At 50.4% G+C, this 18,127-nt stretch carries 10 protein-coding genes; 6 read left to right on the top strand and 4 right to left on the bottom strand.

The features are described 5' to 3' along the window. Nucleotides 1–6 precede the first annotated feature (6 nt). Nucleotides 7–1,350 (bottom strand): glutamate synthase subunit beta, encoded by a 1,344-nt coding sequence (locus tag DXA74_RS03695; protein ID WP_118525483.1) that lies wholly within the window; start codon nucleotides 1,348–1,350, stop codon nucleotides 7–9. Nucleotides 1,351–1,413: 63 nt separating this feature from the next. Further along, entirely contained in the window at nucleotides 1,414–5,943 is a 4,530-nt protein-coding gene (gltB, locus tag DXA74_RS03690; protein ID WP_370448485.1) for a glutamate synthase large subunit, read from the bottom strand. A gap of 352 nt (nucleotides 5,944–6,295) precedes the next feature. Between gltB and DXA74_RS03685 the strand changes: the two genes are divergently transcribed. Continuing rightward, a complete protein-coding gene (locus tag DXA74_RS03685; RefSeq protein WP_118525481.1) occupies nucleotides 6,296–8,179 on the top strand; it encodes an amidophosphoribosyltransferase in 1,884 nt (627 codons plus the stop codon). A 187-nt stretch (nucleotides 8,180–8,366) separates the two neighbouring features. Here the strand turns inward: DXA74_RS03685 and DXA74_RS03680 are convergent, their stop codons facing one another. Both DXA74_RS03680 and DXA74_RS03675 read right to left on the bottom strand, forming a co-directional pair. After that, nucleotides 8,367–11,096 carry a hypothetical protein gene (locus DXA74_RS03680; RefSeq protein WP_118525480.1) on the bottom strand — a complete coding sequence of 910 codons (2,730 nt, stop codon included), beginning with the start codon at nucleotides 11,094–11,096 and terminating at the stop codon, nucleotides 8,367–8,369. 85 nt (nucleotides 11,097–11,181) lie between these two features. Further along, nucleotides 11,182–11,631 (bottom strand): copper resistance protein NlpE, encoded by a 450-nt coding sequence (locus DXA74_RS03675; protein WP_118525479.1) that lies wholly within the window; start codon nucleotides 11,629–11,631, stop codon nucleotides 11,182–11,184. A 317-nt stretch (nucleotides 11,632–11,948) separates the two neighbouring features. Here DXA74_RS03675 and DXA74_RS03670 point away from each other — a divergent pair, with 317 nt between their 5' ends. The 5 genes from DXA74_RS03670 to DXA74_RS03650 all read left to right on the top strand — a co-directional run bounded on the left by DXA74_RS03670 (nucleotide 11,949) and on the right by DXA74_RS03650 (nucleotide 18,127). Beyond that, nucleotides 11,949–13,565, top strand: coding sequence for a WG repeat-containing protein (locus DXA74_RS03670; RefSeq protein WP_118525478.1), 1,617 nt, complete (start codon nucleotides 11,949–11,951; stop codon nucleotides 13,563–13,565). Nucleotides 13,566–13,759: 194 nt separating this feature from the next. Beyond that, nucleotides 13,760–14,065: a hypothetical protein gene (locus tag DXA74_RS03665; protein WP_118525477.1), complete on the top strand. Its 306-nt coding sequence runs from the start codon at nucleotides 13,760–13,762 to the stop codon at nucleotides 14,063–14,065. Nucleotides 14,066–14,136: 71 nt separating this feature from the next. Continuing rightward, a complete protein-coding gene (locus tag DXA74_RS03660; RefSeq protein ID WP_233550450.1) occupies nucleotides 14,137–14,613 on the top strand; it encodes an RNA polymerase sigma-70 factor in 477 nt (158 codons plus the stop codon). Between the two features lie 63 nt (nucleotides 14,614–14,676). Further along, entirely contained in the window at nucleotides 14,677–15,489 is an 813-nt protein-coding gene (locus DXA74_RS03655; protein ID WP_118525475.1) for a FecR family protein, read from the top strand. Between the two features lie 4 nt (nucleotides 15,490–15,493). Beyond that, a complete protein-coding gene (locus DXA74_RS03650) occupies nucleotides 15,494–18,127 on the top strand; it encodes a TonB-dependent receptor domain-containing protein (RefSeq protein WP_118525474.1) in 2,634 nt (877 codons plus the stop codon).

Raw genomic sequence — 18,127 nt, 5'->3', positions numbered from 1 at the left:
TGTTGTTTATTTCTTGAGATAAGCGTCGATGTCGCGTGCGGCCTTGCGTCCGCCGGCAATACATTTCACGACCAGACTGGCACCGGTGGCGGCATCGCCTGCCACGAACACATTTTCCGGCAGTTCCGGAAGGTTGTTCTTCAGGAAGCCCATGGCCAACAGAACGAGGTCGGCCTTGAGTATCTCTTTCTTTCCGGTAGGCTGCATGGTGGGGCGTCCGCCGGGTTCTGCAGAAGGTATCCATTCCACTTCTTCCACTTCCATACCGGTGACATGTCCGTTCTCGCCCAGAAAACGGTTGGTGGTCAGTGACCAGCGACGGGTACAGCCTTCTTCGTGGCTGGAGCTGGTCTTGAGCACTACGGGCCATTGTGGCCACGGGGTGGCCGGATTGTGACCTACGGGCGGTTTGGGCATGATCTCGATCTGGGTAACGCTGGCGGCTCCGTGGCGGTTGCTGGTACCGATACAGTCGCTTCCCGTATCGCCGCCGCCGATGACAACGACATGCTTGCCGTGTGCCTGGATGCGTTCCTCGTCGCTGAAATGCTGTCCGGCCAGCACACGGTTCTGCTGGGCCAGCATCTCCATGGCCAGATGGATTCCCTTCAGTTCGCGGCCCGGCACATTCAGATCGCGGGCCTGCGGGGTACCGGTACATACGCAGTAGGCATCGAAGCCTTCGGGCAGACAGGTGAGGTCGATCTCGGTATTGGGCTGGAAACGGATGCCTTCGGCCTCCATAATCTTGAGGCGGCGGTCGATCACGGCCTTGTTCAGCTTGAAGTTCGGAATACCGAAGCGGAGCAGTCCGCCGATATATTCCAGTTTTTCGAATACGGTTACCTCATAGCCCATGTGGTTCAGCTGGTTGGCGGCGGCAAGTCCGGCCGGTCCGGAACCGATGACAGCCACTTTCTTTCCGTTGCGGGCATAGGTCTTGGGCTGCACATATCCTTCGCGGAAGGCCGCCTCGATGATGGCGCACTCGTCTTCGCGAATGGTTACGGGAGCGTCCATGCTCAGTTTCAGCACACAGCTCTTTTCGCAGAGTGCCGGGCAGATGCGTCCGGTAAACTCCGGAAAGTCGTTGGTGTCGTTCAGTATTTCGTAGGCCTCTTTCCATTTTCCCTTGAACAGGGCATCCTGAAATTCAGGCGGGCGGTTGCCCAACGGGCAGGCCCAGTTGCAGAACGGCACTCCGCAGTCCATGCATCGGGAAGCCTGTAACTTGCGTTCTCCGGTGTTGAGGGTCTGCTCTACTTCTGCAAAGTCCGTGATGCGTTGGTGAATGCTGCGATAGCCCGCAGTCTGGCGCGGTATGGTTAAGAATGCTTTTGGATTTCCCATGATTCTTGTGATGTTTTTGTGGGTTGATGATTCTTTTTGAAACTCTCTTGGGGCGGCTGTCGGTTAATAGTCGCGCTGAACGGCTTCGATCTTTTCCTTCAGCTTGGCCATCTGTTCCTCGGCCAGCACCCTCTTGTACTCAATCGGGGTGACCTGAATGAACTGGTCGGCATACTGTTCCCAGTGCTCCAGCATATCCTTGGCCAGCGGTGAGCCGGTGTGTTCGTAATGCTTGCGGAGCAGTTCCTTGACTTCTTTTACCGAAGATTTGTGTTCCAGAAGAGAAAGCTCTACCATTTCCATATTGCAGAAGTAGTCGAAGTCGCCTTTCTTGTTCCACACGTAGGCGATACCGCCACTCATTCCGGCTGCAAAGTTTCTTCCGGTTTCGCCTAGAACGAGCACGCGTCCGCCGGTCATATACTCACAGCAGTGGTCGCCGGCTCCTTCTACCACGGCGATGGCTCCTGAATTGCGCACGGCAAAGCGCTCGCCCGCCTGTCCGTTGATGTAGACCTCGCCGCTGATGGCGCCATATAACAGAGTGTTTCCGGCAATGATGTTCTGCTCGGGAGCAAAATCGCTCTGGCGGTCCGGATAAACGGAGATGACACCTCCGCTCAGGCCCTTGCCCAGATAGTCGTTGGCCTCGCCTTCGAGCTTGAAGTGGATGCCGTGGGCCAGGAAAGCACCGAAGCTTTGTCCGGCCGAGCCGCGGAAGGTGACGCGGATGGTTTCGTCGGGCAGTCCGGCATGACCGTACTGCTTGCATACGGCTCCCGACAGCATGGTTCCGGCCGAACGGTCGGTGTTCCGGATCGGGTATTCCAACTCTGTTGGGGTTTGTCCGTCGATGGCAGGCTGCGCGTCGGCCAGAATGCGGCGGTCCAGCACCGTGTCAATCTCATGCTCCTGCTCGGTACAGTGGCAGATAGCGGCATCGGTATCCACACGATGCAGCAGACGGCTGAAGTCCACCAAAGCCGCCTTGCTTCCTTCCGGTCGCGGCTTGATTTCGATCAGGTCGGTGCGTCCCACAATGTCCTCCAGACGGGTGAATCCCATCTCGGCCAGATATTCGCGCACTTCCTGAGCCAGGAATTCAAAATAGTTCACCAGATACTGATAGTGTCCGCGGAAGCGTTCACGCAGTTTCGGGTCTTGGGTGGCCACACCCACCGGGCAGGTGTTGGCGTGGCATTTGCGCATCATGACACAACCCAGCACAATCAGTACCGTGGTTCCGAAGGCAAACTCTTCGGAACCCAAGAGCGCCATGCTGATGATGTCGCGTCCGGTCTTGATCTGACCGTCGGTCTGAAGGCGCACCTTGCCGCGCAGTCCGTTCAGAACGAGGGTCTGTTGGGTTTCGCTCAGACCGATTTCCGGAGAAATTCCGGCATAGCGCATGGATGAGGCCGGTGATGCGCCGGTTCCTCCTTCGGCACCCGAGATGACAATCAGGTCGGCCTTGGCTTTGGCCACACCTGCGGCAATGGTGCCCACACCGCTTTCAGCCACCAGCTTGACGCTGATTTTGGCCTGAGGATTTATATTTTTCAAATCGAAGATAAGCTGTGCCAGATCCTCGATAGAGTAGATATCGTGATGAGGTGGAGGAGAGATGAGCGAGATGCCCGGGATGGAATGACGGGTCTTGGCAATGACCTCGTTCACCTTGAAACCCGGAAGCTGTCCGCCTTCGCCCGGCTTGGCTCCCTGGGCCACCTTGATCTGTATTTCTTCGGCATTGACCAGATATTCGGCGGTGACACCGAAACGTCCCGAAGCCACCTGTTTGGTCTTGCTGTTGAGCGAGATGCCGTCGTAAGTTTCATGGAAGCGGTCGCTGTCTTCGCCACCCTCACCGGTGTTGCTTCGTCCGCCCAGTTTGTTCATGGCCAGCGCAAGAGCCTCGTGCGCTTCCTTGCTGATGGCACCGAAAGACATGGCACCGGTTACAAAGTGCTTCACGATCTCCGAAACGGGCTCAACCTCGTCAATGCTGATCGGGTTGCGCTTGAAGCTGAAGAAGTCACGCAGGAATATCGGGTGTTCCTTCTCGTTGGCCAGATGGGTGAATTCCTTGAACTTCTTGTAGCTGCCCAGACGGGTGGCCAGTTGCAGACTGGCGATGGTTTCCGGATTCCAGGCGTGCTGCTCGCCGCCCTTGCGGTAAGAGAACTGGCCGATGTAAGGCAACAGGTCTTCCTGTTCATGGGTGTGGCAGAAGCCGTCATCGTGGAAGAACAGATAGTCTTTAGCAATCTCTTTCAGTCCGGCTCCGCCGATGGTGGAGATTTCGGTGCCGAAATAATTCTTCAGGACGCTTTCGCTGAGGCCCACAGCCTCGAATATCTTGGCGCCGCGATAAGAACGGATGGTGCTGATACCCATTTTGCTCATCACCTTATACAGACCCTTGCAGATGGCCTTGATATAGTTCTTCTCGGCGGTTTCGTAGTTCATCTGTACTTCGCCTCTCTTCACCAGATCGTCCAGCACGGCAAAAGCCATGTACGGATTGATGGCGCTGGCACCGTAGCCCAACAACAGGGCGGCATGCATCACTTCGCGCACCTCGCCGCTCTCAACAATCAGGGCGGTTTGCAGGCGCTTCTGTACCCGGATGAGGTGATGGTGCACGGCACTCAGGGCAAGCAGGGATGGGATGGCGGCGTGCTGTTCGTCCACACCACGGTCGGACAGGATGATGTAGTTGGCTCCGCTGGCAATGGCTTCCTCAGCCTCGTGGCAGAGTTCCTGCAGGCGCTGCTCCAGTCCGTCGGTACCCAATGCGGTGTCGAATACCATTTGCAGCTTGGTGCACTGGAAGCCTTTGTAACGGATGTTGCAGAGGATATCCAGCTGCGTGTTGGTCAGTATCGGATGGGGCAGACGTACCATTTTGCAGTGTGTGCCGCTTGGAGTCAGAATGTCCTGACCGATGGCACCCACATATTCGGTGAGCGACATGACCAGTTCTTCGCGGATCGGGTCAATGGCCGGGTTGGTCACCTGGGCAAACTGCTGACGGAAATAGTTGAACAGCAGCTGAGGCTGTTCGGACAAGACGGCCAGCGGGGTGTCGTTACCCATAGAGGCAGTCGGTTCCGAACCGGTGCTACACATCGGAGCGATGGTGCGCTCGATGTCCTCGCGGGTATATCCGAAACTGCGCAGACGGCGGTTCAGGTCGTCCACCTTGTTTTCTGCCTTGCGTCCGCTGCGCAGCTGGTCCAGCTCGATGCGGTTGGTAGAGAGCCACTGGCGGTAAGGATGAGCGGCTGCCAGTTCGGCTTTCAGTTCGCCGTCGTAGTGAATCTGTCCGCTCTCGGTGTCGATCAGCAGGATCTTTCCCGGTTGCAGGCGTCCTTTTTCCTGAACGCGCTCCGGAGCCACAGGAATCACTCCCGCTTCGCTGGCTACTACCATCATGCCGTCTTTGGTGATGAGGTAGCGTGCCGGACGCAGTCCGTTACGGTCGAGCATACCGCCGGCATACCGTCCGTCGCAGAACATCAGGGCGGCCGGACCGTCCCACGGCTCCATCAGGATGGAGTGGTATTCATAGAAAGCCTTCAGCTCTTCGCTGATAGGGTTCTTGTCGTTGAATGATTCCGGCACGAGCATGGCCATAGCGTGTGGCAGGCTCAGACCGGAGCGTACGAGAAACTCCAGCACGTTGTCGAGCGAGGCACTGTCGCTCATGCCCGGCTGTACGATGGGGCGCAGGGGAGTGATGTCGCCCAAGGTAGGGCTGGACAGCACACTTTCGCGCGCTTCCATCCAGGTGCGGTTACCGCGGATGGTGTTGATTTCTCCGTTGTGGGCCAACAGACGGAAAGGCTGTGCCAGGCTCCAGCGCGGGAAGGTGTTGGTGCTGAAGCGGGAGTGCACCACGGCCATACCGCTGGTAAAGTAAGGCTGCTCCAGATCCAGGAAGTACGTACGTACCTGAGTGGAAGAGAGCATACCTTTATAAATAATGGTCTTTGCAGAAAGAGAAACGACATAGAATTCCGGATCGGAAATAAGTCGTTCCATTTCCTTTCTGACTATATATAAGGTCTGTTCGGAAACTTCGCTTCCGTCTTGTGCCGTAACGAAAAGCTGTTTGATGTCCGGCTCCACAGCCAAGGCATCCTTGCCCAGTACCGAAGAGTCGACAGGCACCTGGCGTACGTGCATCAGTTCCAGACCTTTGTCGGCTAAAGTCGTGCGGATAATATTCAGATAATCAGCCTGCTTCTGCTCGTCTTTCGGGAAGAAGAACATACCGGTTCCGTATTTTCCCTTTTCGGGCACGGGGATGCCCTGCAGCAGGATGAACTCGTGCGGAATCTGCAATAAGATGCCCGCACCATCACCGGTCTTGTTGTCGGCTCCTTCGGCACCGCGGTGCTTCATATTCTCCAGCAGTTTCAAGGCAGAGTCTACCAGTTCGTGCGATTTTCCGCCCTGAATATTCACCAGCATGCCCACACCGCAGGCATCATGTTCGTAAGAAGCATCATACAAACCCTTACCCTGCAACTGTTGCTGTGCATTCGATAAGCGGCTGCTTCTATCAAAAAGACTTTCATTGATGATGTTTGCTTTCATATTGTTGTGTGTTTGTTTATTATCCTGTCTAAATGTCTGTGCAAAGATAGCGGATGACGGTTGATTTCAGGAATGGGAGCCGAGAATAATTGCAGAGATTTTTACGAAACTTACTATTTGTAATAAAAAGTGGATTCTGACATGTTGTTTTTTATAAAATAGCCTTTGTCTGGTTTTATTTTTTAATTTTCTTTTTTCTGCTTTTTGATTTGTTGCGCTGAATCTTGTTTATCTAAAAAATGATTTTCCTGCAAAATAGTTCGTAAAAAGTTGTTTTTGCTGTCTTTATGAGCAGAATATTCCGTATATTTGTGGCAAAATAAAAACATTTGTAAAAGATATGGAACCTTTGAAGCATGAATGTGGTGTGGCTATGATCCGCCTCTTGAAACCGTTGGAATATTATCAGGAAAAGTATGGCACCTGGATGTATGGCCTGAACAAACTTTATCTGTTGATGGAGAAACAGCACAACCGCGGACAGGAAGCTGCCGGACTGGCTTGTGTGAAGTTGCAGGCCGATCCCGGTGAGGAATATATGTTTCGCGAGCGCGCGTTGGGAGCGGGAGCCATTACGGAGATTTTCAGTAATGTGCATCAGAACTTCCGCGATCTGACTCCCGAAAAACTGGCCGATGCCACTTATGCCAAGACCTGTCTGCCTTTTGCCGGCGAACTCTATATGGGGCATCTGCGTTATTCCACTACCGGAAAGAGCGGCATCTCTTACGTACATCCGTTTTTGCGCCGGAACAACTGGAGAGCCAAGAATCTGGCGCTCTGCGGCAACTTTAACCTGACGAATGTGGATGAGATTTTTGCATCAATTACAGCCATCGGACAGCATCCGCGCAAATATGCTGATACTTATATTATGTTGGAGCAGGTGGGCCATCGTCTGGACCGTGAGGTGGAGCGCCTGTTTTTGCAGTGTAAGGAAGAGGGGCTGGAAGGCATGGACATCACGCATGCCATCGAAGACCGTATTGATCTGGCCAATGTGCTGCGCACTTCGAGCCCGCAGTGGGACGGCGGTTATGTGATTTGCGGTATGACGGGTAGCGGAGAAACCTTCGCCGTGCGCGACCCGTGGGGCATCCGTCCGGGATTCTGGTATATGGACGATGAAATCATGGTGCTGGCTTCGGAGCGTCCGGTCATCCAGACCGCGCTGAATGTACCTTCGGACGCCATTCATGAGCTGTTGCCCGGTCAGGCTATTCTGTTGAACAAGAAAGGTGAGATGCGCCTCACGCAGATCAATGAACCGAAGGTCCGGAAATCCTGTTCGTTCGAGCGCATCTATTTTTCGCGCGGAAGTGACATCGATATCTATCGCGAACGTAAGATGCTCGGAAAACTGTTGGTAGACCCGATCCTGAAGGCGGTGAACCATGATGTGGTGCACACGGTGTTCTCTTTCATCCCGAACACGGCCGAGGTGGCTTTCTATGGTATGCTCGAAGGGTTCGACAATTATCTGAACAAACTGAAGATAAAGCGTATCGAGGCTTTGGGACACAAGCCCAGCCACAACGAATTGCAGGCCATCCTGTCACAACGCATCCGCAGCGAGAAGGTGGCCATCAAGGATATCAAGCTCCGCACCTTCATTGCCGAGGGAAATACGCGAAACGATCTGGCTACCCATGTGTATGACATTACTTATGGCAGTCTGGTGCCGTATGAGGATAATCTGGTGATTATCGACGATAGTATTGTGCGCGGAACAACCCTGAAGCAGAGTATCATCAGCATTCTGGACCGTCTGCATCCCAAGAAGATTGTCATCGTATCTTCTTCGCCGCAGGTGCGCTATCCGGATTATTATGGTATTGATATGGCCAGTCTGGAGCAGTTCATCGCTTTCCGTGCGGCCATCGCCCTGCTGTTTGAACGCGGCATGGAGAGTCGCATCCGCGTGGTGTACGAACAGTGTCAGCAGCAGCTCACGTTGCCTAAGGAGCAGATGGTCAATGCCGTGAAGGGTATTTACGAACCGTTTACGGACGAGGAGGTGTCGGCCAAAATGGTGGATCTGCTCAAACCGAAGAATGTTGAGGCACAGGTGGAGATTGTTTACCAGACAATTGAAGGACTGCATGAGGCATGCCCCGACCACGAAGGAGACTGGTATTTCAGCGGCGACTATCCCACACCTGGAGGTGTCAAGCTGGTCAATCAGGCTTTTGTACGCTTCTATGAGGCGAACTTTACGAAATAAATTTATGAAGGCAGTTCTCTGTTTCAAGAGGATGCCGTATAACCAAGACCGCCCCTTTGTCCGGTTTCATCCGGACAAAGGGGCGGCATTTTGTTAATGTCTTCTGTTTTTTATATTCTTATCAGAACAGAAGCTTATTGCTTTTCCGGTATAGCGACCGGATTATACGGAGTTCGGAAGCTTTGGGTTACTTCTTTCCGATTTGTTTGCTCAGGAGCGTACCGTCCTGGCCCAGTCCTTCCGCATCGACCGAAAGTTTGGTGTTTTTACCGTTGTTGTAGAAGGTGATGGTTTTCTTTTCTCCCGGTTTGAGACGAATGTCGGGGTTCCAGTAAAGGGTACGCCGATAGTCTTTGGTCTCGGGGAGCGGCTTTTTACTGTAGTCCGGACTGTAGAAGGCATCGCACTCGGCAAATCCCGACAGGATGATGTAACGGTCGCGATAAGTCTGCCGTTCCATATTCTCGCCATACTGGATGGCATTGAAAACAATTTCCGGAGTGTTGGAACCGGCATAACGATCATTGCCGCGCTCACGCGGAGCAAAATCCGTGTAAATCTTGAACTGACGGGTGTATTTCAGATAGCGGTATGATTCCAGCTTGCCTTCGCCGCCCCAGCCCATGGACTTGCTCCGGTTGTTGAATTCCACGCGTACTTTCGGCATGGTATTGGTGCCGTAGTCGCCGGTATAGGCCAGAGGAAAACGGCCCAGCATGCTGACTGTCTGGTTTAAGGAATCCTGATAATAGCGTGGCGAGGTGACCAAGCCCAAATCCAGGGCATCGTTGAATCCCCGGTAGGCATCGAGCACCAGAGCCGGTTTGCTGCGGCTGATCTTTCTCAATCCGCCTTTGTTGGAACGCACACTGATTTCGGGCAGATTGTAAATGTTGGTTGCCGACTCCGTTTCGTAAGGCATGAATACTTCTCCGGCCAGATTGTCCTGATAATAAGAATAAGGCTTGCTGCTCAACGGGAAGAACAAGTCCCGCTTGATGTAATACTCCGGGAAGGCTTCTTCGTTGGCAAAACCGTTCATCCTTTCCATTTTGTTTTTAATCCAGCGTTGCAGTCCGTTTTTGGATTTATTCTGGTTCGGTGTCTGGTTGTTGGTAGAATCATTGGCCGAGAGGAACAGCACGCATTTTCCGAAGAAACGGGGGGTGGTCATGTAGAAGTAGCCGTTGTCGGTATACTGTTCGGTCTCCACCACAAGTGTGTCCTGGGCATAGTCGGCATGCACTACGGCCGGTTTACTGATGGTGCAGTAGTTCTTGGCATAATAGCTTTGGGCTTTCTGCGGATCAGTTTCTTTGAGTGACAGATATTTGTCCAGAATGTTTCTGCGGTCGTAACTCTGGTTTCGGATATCGCCATAATCCTTATACAGACGGCCTGAGAGGGTCTGGTATTTTTCGGGCAGGTAGTTCAGTTTGAAAGTACCGGTTCCCGAAAGGTCGGTCCATTTGTACCGGCGCCATCCCTGTACTATCATCAGTAGGTCGAGATCGGCACGGTGGGTGCTGTCGTTGGTTTCAAAGTAATAGCCCGGGTTTTCGATAAATCCTTTCAGTTCGCTGCCCAGCAGCATTTCGGTCAGGATGCTGCCGTTGTCGTAGTTGGTTGTCATGGTCGATGCGTCGCGTACGGCCAGAGAGACGTGAGCATCGGCAGGTGCGGTCTGCGACAGAGTGAGCTGGATCGGTGCAAAAGCACTGTATTCGGATTCAATGCCTTCGATGTGCAACTGTTCCTGCAGGGTGTCTTCATGACGCACAAAGAAAAGCCGTTCGGCATAGATTCTTCCTTCTGCATCGAAAAGAGTCACCTGATTCACTCCGGTTGGCAGTTCGCTCAGGGCGATGGAGATTGTGGTAGGCTGGTTGTTCTGAATCTGGCAAACTGTGTCCTTACGCAGGATTCCGCTGTTCAGAATGTGCAGTCCCAGTTCTTTTCCGGCCGGTAATCCCACGGGTTGCAGGGTGATTTGCGCCTGATTGTCGTTCTGGATCAGGTTGAGGGCACATCCTTGTTCTGCGGCCTGTGGTAATTCAAACTTATAGTCATAGCCTTCGTATTTCAGTTCTGCGGTGTAAGTCTGCCCTTTTTCCGGGCGGGAAAGGGTGAAGGCACCGCGTCCGGAAGCATTGGGTGTGGTTTGTGCCACAATGCTTCCCTGACTGTTTCGGATGGTAATGGGAGCGCAGATCTTTTTCAATTGATCATCGGTCAGCTCATAAGCCATGCGTCCTTCCGTTCCGGCAATCAGATATCCTCCTTCGGGATAAAAGGACAAGGTGAGTTTCGGTTTCTCCTGTTTGGTCTTGAAGTAACGCATCAGGGGTCTGACGGTCATGTTCTGTTCGTAGACTCCTTTCTTCTGAGGCTTGTCATACACCGGAAATACTCTGGAATATAATTTTTCGTAGTCCACGAAAAAGTCTTTCATGGCATCAGTGTTGAAGAAGTAATCCTGATAACCGAATTCCTGCGGTACTTTTTCCGGTTCGATGCGTCCGAAGTTCAGCATCCACCGGGTGTAGGCTCTCAGTTCATAAAAACCGCCGTAAAGAGAGTCCGTAAGCACGAAATTACCATATCCGGTGGTGTCGTTTTCCAGCGGAATCTGTTGGCGTTCTACCAAGAAACCGTCTGGAGTAAGCAATTCCACATAGAGTATCTTGCTCAGGTCTGTCGGCTTTTTGGTGTCTGTGCGGGTTACGTAGGCTTTGAACCAGATGGTGTCTCCCAGAAAATAGCAGGAATTGTCCATGTGAAGAAATACTTTTTCCTGCGGGAAACTCTTGCCGTTCTTTTCCACCCGTTCTGTCCAGTCGGCCAGACTTTGTGCCTGAACGGTGGCTGCGGTTGCAGTTGTCAGAAGGGCGGATATCATGATTTTCTTTATGTTCATGTTTCTGTTGTTTTAGTGAATGAAACAAGCCATTCCGGACAGCCTGTGATCGGCGGTTGGAATGGCTTGTATGGGTATGATTTGATTACATTTTTTTGTTCAGAATATACTGGTCGGCCAAGGCACCCGTGATGACCTGCTGCTGTTTGTCGAGCATCTTCAGGCGGTTTTCTTCTACTTTATAATAAGTAGTGTCTCCGTCCTCGGTCACGGTATACAGGATGTTCTTGTCGATGACATAAGCTCCTTTTGAAGTGAACTTTTCCCGGTCAATATAATCTTGAGTAAGATCAAATGTCTTGTCCTCGTTCAGGGTGAGGGAAACCTTGATGCCCGGACAGTCGGCTGCCGGAATGGTTCCTTCGTAAGTGCCGCAATAGTCGAGTGCGTTTTCGGCGTTGTGCATATCAGGCACCTGAGTTGTATCACAGGCAATGCTGTCTGTTGTTTGGTTTCCTTCCGTTTGCTTATTGTTGGAACAGCTGCATACTGTAAATCCCAATAAGAATAAGATTCCTCCGAATATTTTTTTCATGATTTCAAATTTAGTTGATTCATCGCAAAGGTAGGTTTTATTTGTTGATTAATCAAGTCCGATTGGTATTTTCTTCTTGAAGCAGATTCGGAAACAGTCTATAAAACAAGTTTTCTGTTTTTTTAGAAAAAACTTGTTTTATATAAGAAGATAATAATAATTTTTGTTTCTTTGTCAAATCGAATTTATAGAAGATTCTTTTACATTTCTGATGTTGCCATAAGGAATACAAAATATATCAGAACAGAAACTCCGAAGGGAGAGTATTACAAAAAGGCGAGATAGGTAACAAATATGTGAAACGAAAACGAATACCCATGAAAGTGAAAAACATTTTACCGCTATTTGCACTGATGCTTTTGGCATCTTGTGGTGAGAAGAAAGAAATAACCCACCTTCCGGTCCAGTCAGAGCAGGAAGGTCGTTGGGGAATGGTAACCACCGATGGAGAAGTGGTGTTTGAAGATAAGTTTGAGAATGCTCCCAGTGTTCCCCGGAATGAGCGTTTTCTGGTGCAAAACAAAGAAGAACTTTTTGAGTTTTATACGGTAGAAAAAGAGCCTCGTAAAATAGGTACGGTTTATCGTACTGCTATGGATTTTGTCAATGAGGTGACTGCAGTGGCAGAGCCGGATAGCGTGATTAAACTGATTGATAAGGACGGAGATGTTGTTTTGCGTTTGGACCAGATTAATGATAAAGATGTGGAACAGGTAACCGAAGCTTACGATGGAGCTTTTATCTATGCCGATGAAACTGAGGCTTATGGTTGTATTGATACCAAGGGTAAAGTGCTGATTCCCGCAGAATACGAGTTTCTTAGTTTTTTGGGAGATGGTTACCTCTTGGGTAAGCCCAAGACTTTATTGCCCGAAGGAGAAAGACGTAATCCTTATTGGATTATGAATCTTAAGGGTGAGAAGCTTGGCGAAGTAAATATGATGAAGTATGATGGGGTTGGTTCAGAACTTATTGACGGAAAGTATCTGCAGGTATATGCTTATGATGGAGAGGTGCCTAAATATGGACTGATAGCTTTGGATGGTACGGAAAAACTTCCTTTAAGTGAAGCTATTTCCAATATACAAAGTTCCTGTAAGGATATGTTTGTCTTTTCAAGCGGCGAACTATATGGACTTATGAATGTTGAGGGAGAGGTTTTGATTCCAGCCAAGTATAAACATCTTTATTTTATGTCCGGAGAACGGTTAATGGCATTTGATGAAGAGTATCATGGAAAAATCATTGACGTAGAGGATAATCAGATAGGTACTTATGGAAATTATGTTCATTTATATCCCGAATCCAAGTATTATGGCAACAATGCTTTAGTTCCAATTGCTGATAACCAATGGACGTTTGTCAATAAAGAAGGAATTGAAGTGGGAGAAAGACACTGGTATCAGGCTGGAGGGCTGGGGTACCAAAGCTTTGTAGAAAATGACTATTGTGATCCGAAAGAACTCTTTGAATGGTTGAAAGTTAGAGAGAACGGAATTGACGGACTTACTTTTTCTTCAATGTCAGAAGAGGTGCAGGCTCGTGAAACAGATATTTTCTATGATAATATAGGAAAGAATACCGGTTTTCGTAAGAAATATCGTAATCGAGATATTTTGGTGGACATTTATATGTCCGGTAATCTGAAAGCTCGTCGCGGTGGAGTCTGGAAGCATACAAATGCCACTCCGATTTGTTTTGAAGTGTCTTTTATAGATGATCGGATTGATGTACCATCCTGCTGGAAGGCCGCTCAGGAAATGCTGCAAAAACTGGGAAAAAAGAAAGTAGAGGTTTCTGGCCCGTTTGAGGTTTATCAGGTTAATGAAGATACCTATGCGGTAGCAAAGCGCGGTCCGGAGTCTGTTTATTTTTATTTGTGTAAGGCTTCGGCATTGAAGAAAGTGTTGAATGATGATTTGTGTGAAGAATAAATAAAGTGATAAAAGTCGTATCAAACTCAGTTTGGAGTTGTGTGATACGGCTTTTTCCGGTTTTTATAGTGGTTCTGTTTCAAAATTGGAAAGGCCATTGTATTTTACCTTGATTTTGGGGTATTTCTCATTTTTTTTGTTTGCGCCATAGTGGTTTTTCATTCCTTTTGCGTTTCTATGAAAAAAGGGAAAGTATGAAGAAAGAGATTAAGGAAAAGCTTATGCGTTTTTCTGCTTGCGAGAGCAGAAAAAATGTTGTGGGGCAACAAACAACCGCCAATGGTTTCTGGACCGTACGCTATGGTATGAATCATCCGTTGATGTACCGTCAGTTGTTGGTGCGCTATCTGATAGCCTTCTGTGTGTTGCTGGCTTTGCTCCTCACCTTGGCCTTCTATATCCGTAGAGGCCGCCACCTGCATGTTTCTCCGCAGGCCGATATGCCGGAGTGGGTTGCCGGTGAGTATGAAAAATATAGTCCTGAAGGAGAGCAAATCTAAAAAATAATTATCTTTGCCTACTAACAAAAACAAACAGAGTTTTGAATGCGGCGGTTATAGAAAAAGTTTTTGTGCAGCATTACAGACCAATGTGTCTGTATGCCTTGCATTATGTGCACGATCTGGATACTTCTGAGGATCTGGTGCAGGAATGTTTCTGCAAATTGTGGGAACAGTCCGGTCGGGTGCATCATGAAGAACTGACACAGGCCTATCTTTATCGCATGCTTCGGAATGCCTGCATTGATTTTGTGCGTAAGAATGGTGCGCGGGAAAGGGGAGAACAGCCTTCTGATCTGGAAGGGGTACTTGCAGAAGAAGCCTGTGAGGAACAGGCGCAGAAAGAGGCCCGGTTGTGGGAGGCCATAGACCGTTTGCCCGACCGATGCCGGAAAATATTCCTGATGAGCAAGCGCGACGGTATGAAACATAAGGAAATTGCACAAGTTATGGGATTGTCTGTAAATACCGTAGAGAATCAGGTAATCAAGGCATTAAAGCGTCTGCGTGCCGACGCGGAACGCATTTATCACTTTTTTTTCGGATAATTTTTGTTTTTCGGATAGTGGATTTTCTTTTTTTCTCCGTCTTATCGAAAAAAAGAAAAGAATATGAACGAAAAGCAGAAAAAAAGAGAGTTGGATTTTGTTGTCCATTATTATCAGGAAGGGCGCCTGAACGGGCATAAGGCTTTCCGGGTGTGGAGCAGCCGTATGGGCTTGGACCGTGCGGTACGTTTTCGCCGGATGGTGCGTTATGCTGTGGCGGCCTGTTTGTTGTTGGCCTTGGGAGCATCGGTCTTTGTATATCAATGGTGGCAGGAAAACCGCAGTGTGGAGCTTGTGGCCGATACCCGTTTGCAAGTGTGCCGTTTGCCCGACGGTACGACAGTTACCCTTTCGCCTCATGCTACCTTATCTTATAGTCCGGGCGATTTTAAGACCGGAAACAGAGCGGTTGCTTTGAAGGGAACAGCCTATTTTGAAGTAACCCACAATCCCGCAGCACCTTTTTCTGTAACTACGCAATATGCCCAAGTCAAAGTTTTGGGAACCCGTTTTCAGGTACAGGAAACGGGGCGCGAAACTCGTGCGTGGGTGCGCGACGGACGAGTATTGTTTGCTTCATCCACTCATTCCGACGGTGTGGTGCTGACCCGTGGTATGGAAGCCGTTTTGCCTCACGGAGCGCCTGTTCCCCGTCGGGTTACTCCTTCTTTAAACCCCGAAGCCTGGCGCACCGGTACCTTTGTTTATACAGATACTCCACTGGAGGAAGTGCTTGAAGAACTTTCCCGTTATTATGGCGTCCGTCTGACTGCGATGGAGCCGGACCGACGTCTGACTGCCACATTGCCTGCCGGCGATCTTGACCGGACAATCCATATGATAGAAACAACTTTGAATATCCGCATAAAACGATAACCGTATGAGAAACTTTCGTACCCCAATCTGGCGTATTGGGATTTTGTTTTGTTTTTCTTTGTTCTGCTCGTCTTTTCAGGCAGAAGAAAAGAAGCCTCTGAAAATCCAGTTACAGGAACTGGAAAAGAAATATTCCGTACATTTTGTATATGATGCCGCCTTGCCTGTTTGGAACACTCCGGTTGATGCCGCTCCTGCGGATCTGTCTCTGGAGCGCGCCTTACACTCTTTGCTTTCCGCTTCCGGTCTTTCCTGGAAGCGCGACGGCGACTATATTCTGCTGGTGCGTATGGAGCGCCGGATCACTTGGAGCGGTTATGTGTATGCTCCCGATGGCGAAACCCTGATGAACGCCACCGTGCGCGATATGTATTCCGATGCTTCGACCATGACTAATGCACGCGGATATTACAGCATAGAGTTGCCTGCAGGTAGCAACCGGGTACGCTTCTCCTTTACCGGTTTTCAGCCGGTGGAGCAGGAAGTGCGTGCCGATGCCGATTTGCGTCTGGATATTGTGCTTAAAGAGCAGGATGCCCTGCGTGAGATTGTGGTTATGGAAGACCGCAACCATGCGCTGAATACCACGCAAACCGGTAAGGTTTCTCTCACAGGTGCGGAGCTGAACCGTGGTTTCTCCATGATGAGTTCGCCGGATCTGGTCAAGTCGCTCCAGCTTCAGGCCGGAGTGCATCCCGGCGCAGAACTGACCTCGGGCCTTTTTGTGCATGGGGGAGGGGCCGATGAGAATCTGTTTCTATTGGACGGTACTCCCGTTTATCAGGTGGGGCATCTCGGAGGACTGTTTTCGGCTTTCAATACCGATGCCGTCAAACAGGTGGATTTCTACAAGAGCGGTTTTCCCGCACGCTATGGAGGCCGTCTGTCTTCGGTGACCGATATTCGTACGCGTGACGGTGATTTTCAGCATTTTCACGGCAGTTTCTCGGTGGGACTTCTTGACGGCCGTCTGCAACTGGAGGGACCGTTAGTGAAAGACCGTACCGCCTTTCATCTGGCCATGCGGCGCAGTTGGGCCGATTTGTTTACGGCTCCGGTGTTTGCTCTCTACAATCTGACGCAGAAGGACGAGGTGTTGAACGGAAGATATGCCTTTCAGGATGTGAATGCCAAAATAACCCACCGTTTTTCGGAACGCAGCAAGGTCGATATAGCCTTCTATATGGGTGATGATCTGATGAAGTATCATAATGATTATCAAATCATAGACCCTTATGGCGTGAACGACGGGAACTGTGTGGAAGAGGAGAAGAAAAATTTCCGGATGAGGTGGGGAAACATCAGTCTGGCTGCCGGTTGGGACTATATTTTCTCACCGCGTTTTTACAGCCGTTTTTCAATGGTTTATGCCCGCAATACTTCCAATTACCGCTTTACGCACGAAGAGACAGAACGTAAGGAGGGAAAGGAGCAGTATCGTAGTTATGAGCAGGAGCAGAACCGTTCGGTTATCGATGACGCCGGTTACCGGATGGAGTTTGACTTTCTGCCGAACAACCGCCATCATTTGCGCTTCGGTTCCAATTATCTGATGCACTGGTTCCGGCCTCAGAACATGAAGACCTACAGCGAAGAACATGCTTTGGGTGCGCCTTCGGATACGTTGTCCGGAGGGAGCAGATACTTTGACTGGGTGCATGAATTGTCTTTCTATGGAGAAGATGAGATAGAACTTTCGCAACGTTTCCGCATGAATCTCGGGTTGCATTATACGGCATTCGGGGCCGCCCGCAGCATCCGTCATTCGGTAGAGCCGCGCCTGTCTTTGCTTTATCGGGTGTCTGACACGCATTCCCTCAAGGCATCTTATACGGAAATGAGCCAGTTCGTGCATCTGCTGTCCAATACCAATCTGAGCCTGCCTCTGGATTTTTGGGTGCCCGCCACCCGCAAGGTGCAGCCGATGCGCTCACGCCAGGTTTCGCTGGGAGTGTACGGCCGTCTGCCCGGTCCGCTGAGTTATACTCTGGAAGGCTATTATAAGACCATGAACCATCTGCTGGACTATAACGGAGGATCGGAGCTGATTCCGAACGCAAGCCATTGGGATGAACGGATCACCGAGGGGCGCGGTCGTGCCTATGGCATGGACCTGTCTGTAGATTATGTCCGTGAGCGGCTTTCTCTGTCGGCCCAATATACCTTGTCGTGGAGCGAACGTCAGTTTGACGCTTACGGTCCACACTGGTTTTACGATCGTTTTGATCACCGTCATATCCTTCAGTTACAAGGGCGTTACCGCTTCCGTAAGATGGATCTCTATGCCGCCTGGATGTATCGAAGCGGCGACCGGATGACTCTGCCGGTGCAACGGGTGTCTAATCCCTGGTTGCCCGATGCCGGACAAGCGCCTGTGCTTGGAGGCGAAACGCAGGTGGCCGAATACCCGAACAACATCAAATTGCCGAATTATCACCGTCTGGATGTGGGGATGAACTTTTACCATCGCACCAAGAGAGGCTTCGAGCGCATCTGGAATGTCAGTGTCTACAATGCCTATTGCCGCTTGAACCCGCTCTACACCGAGGTGGTGCAGCAGAAAGACGGCAGTTACAAGGGACGTTCGGTGGGTTACATACCGTTGATTCCATCTTTCAGTTACACTCTAAAATTCTAA

The organism is Bacteroides sp. OF04-15BH (assembly GCF_003477995.1).
GTDB lineage: Bacteria > Bacteroidota > Bacteroidia > Bacteroidales > Bacteroidaceae > Paraprevotella.
The sequence above is the reverse complement of the archived record's forward strand: the minus strand, read 5'-3'. Positions and strand labels throughout refer to the sequence as shown.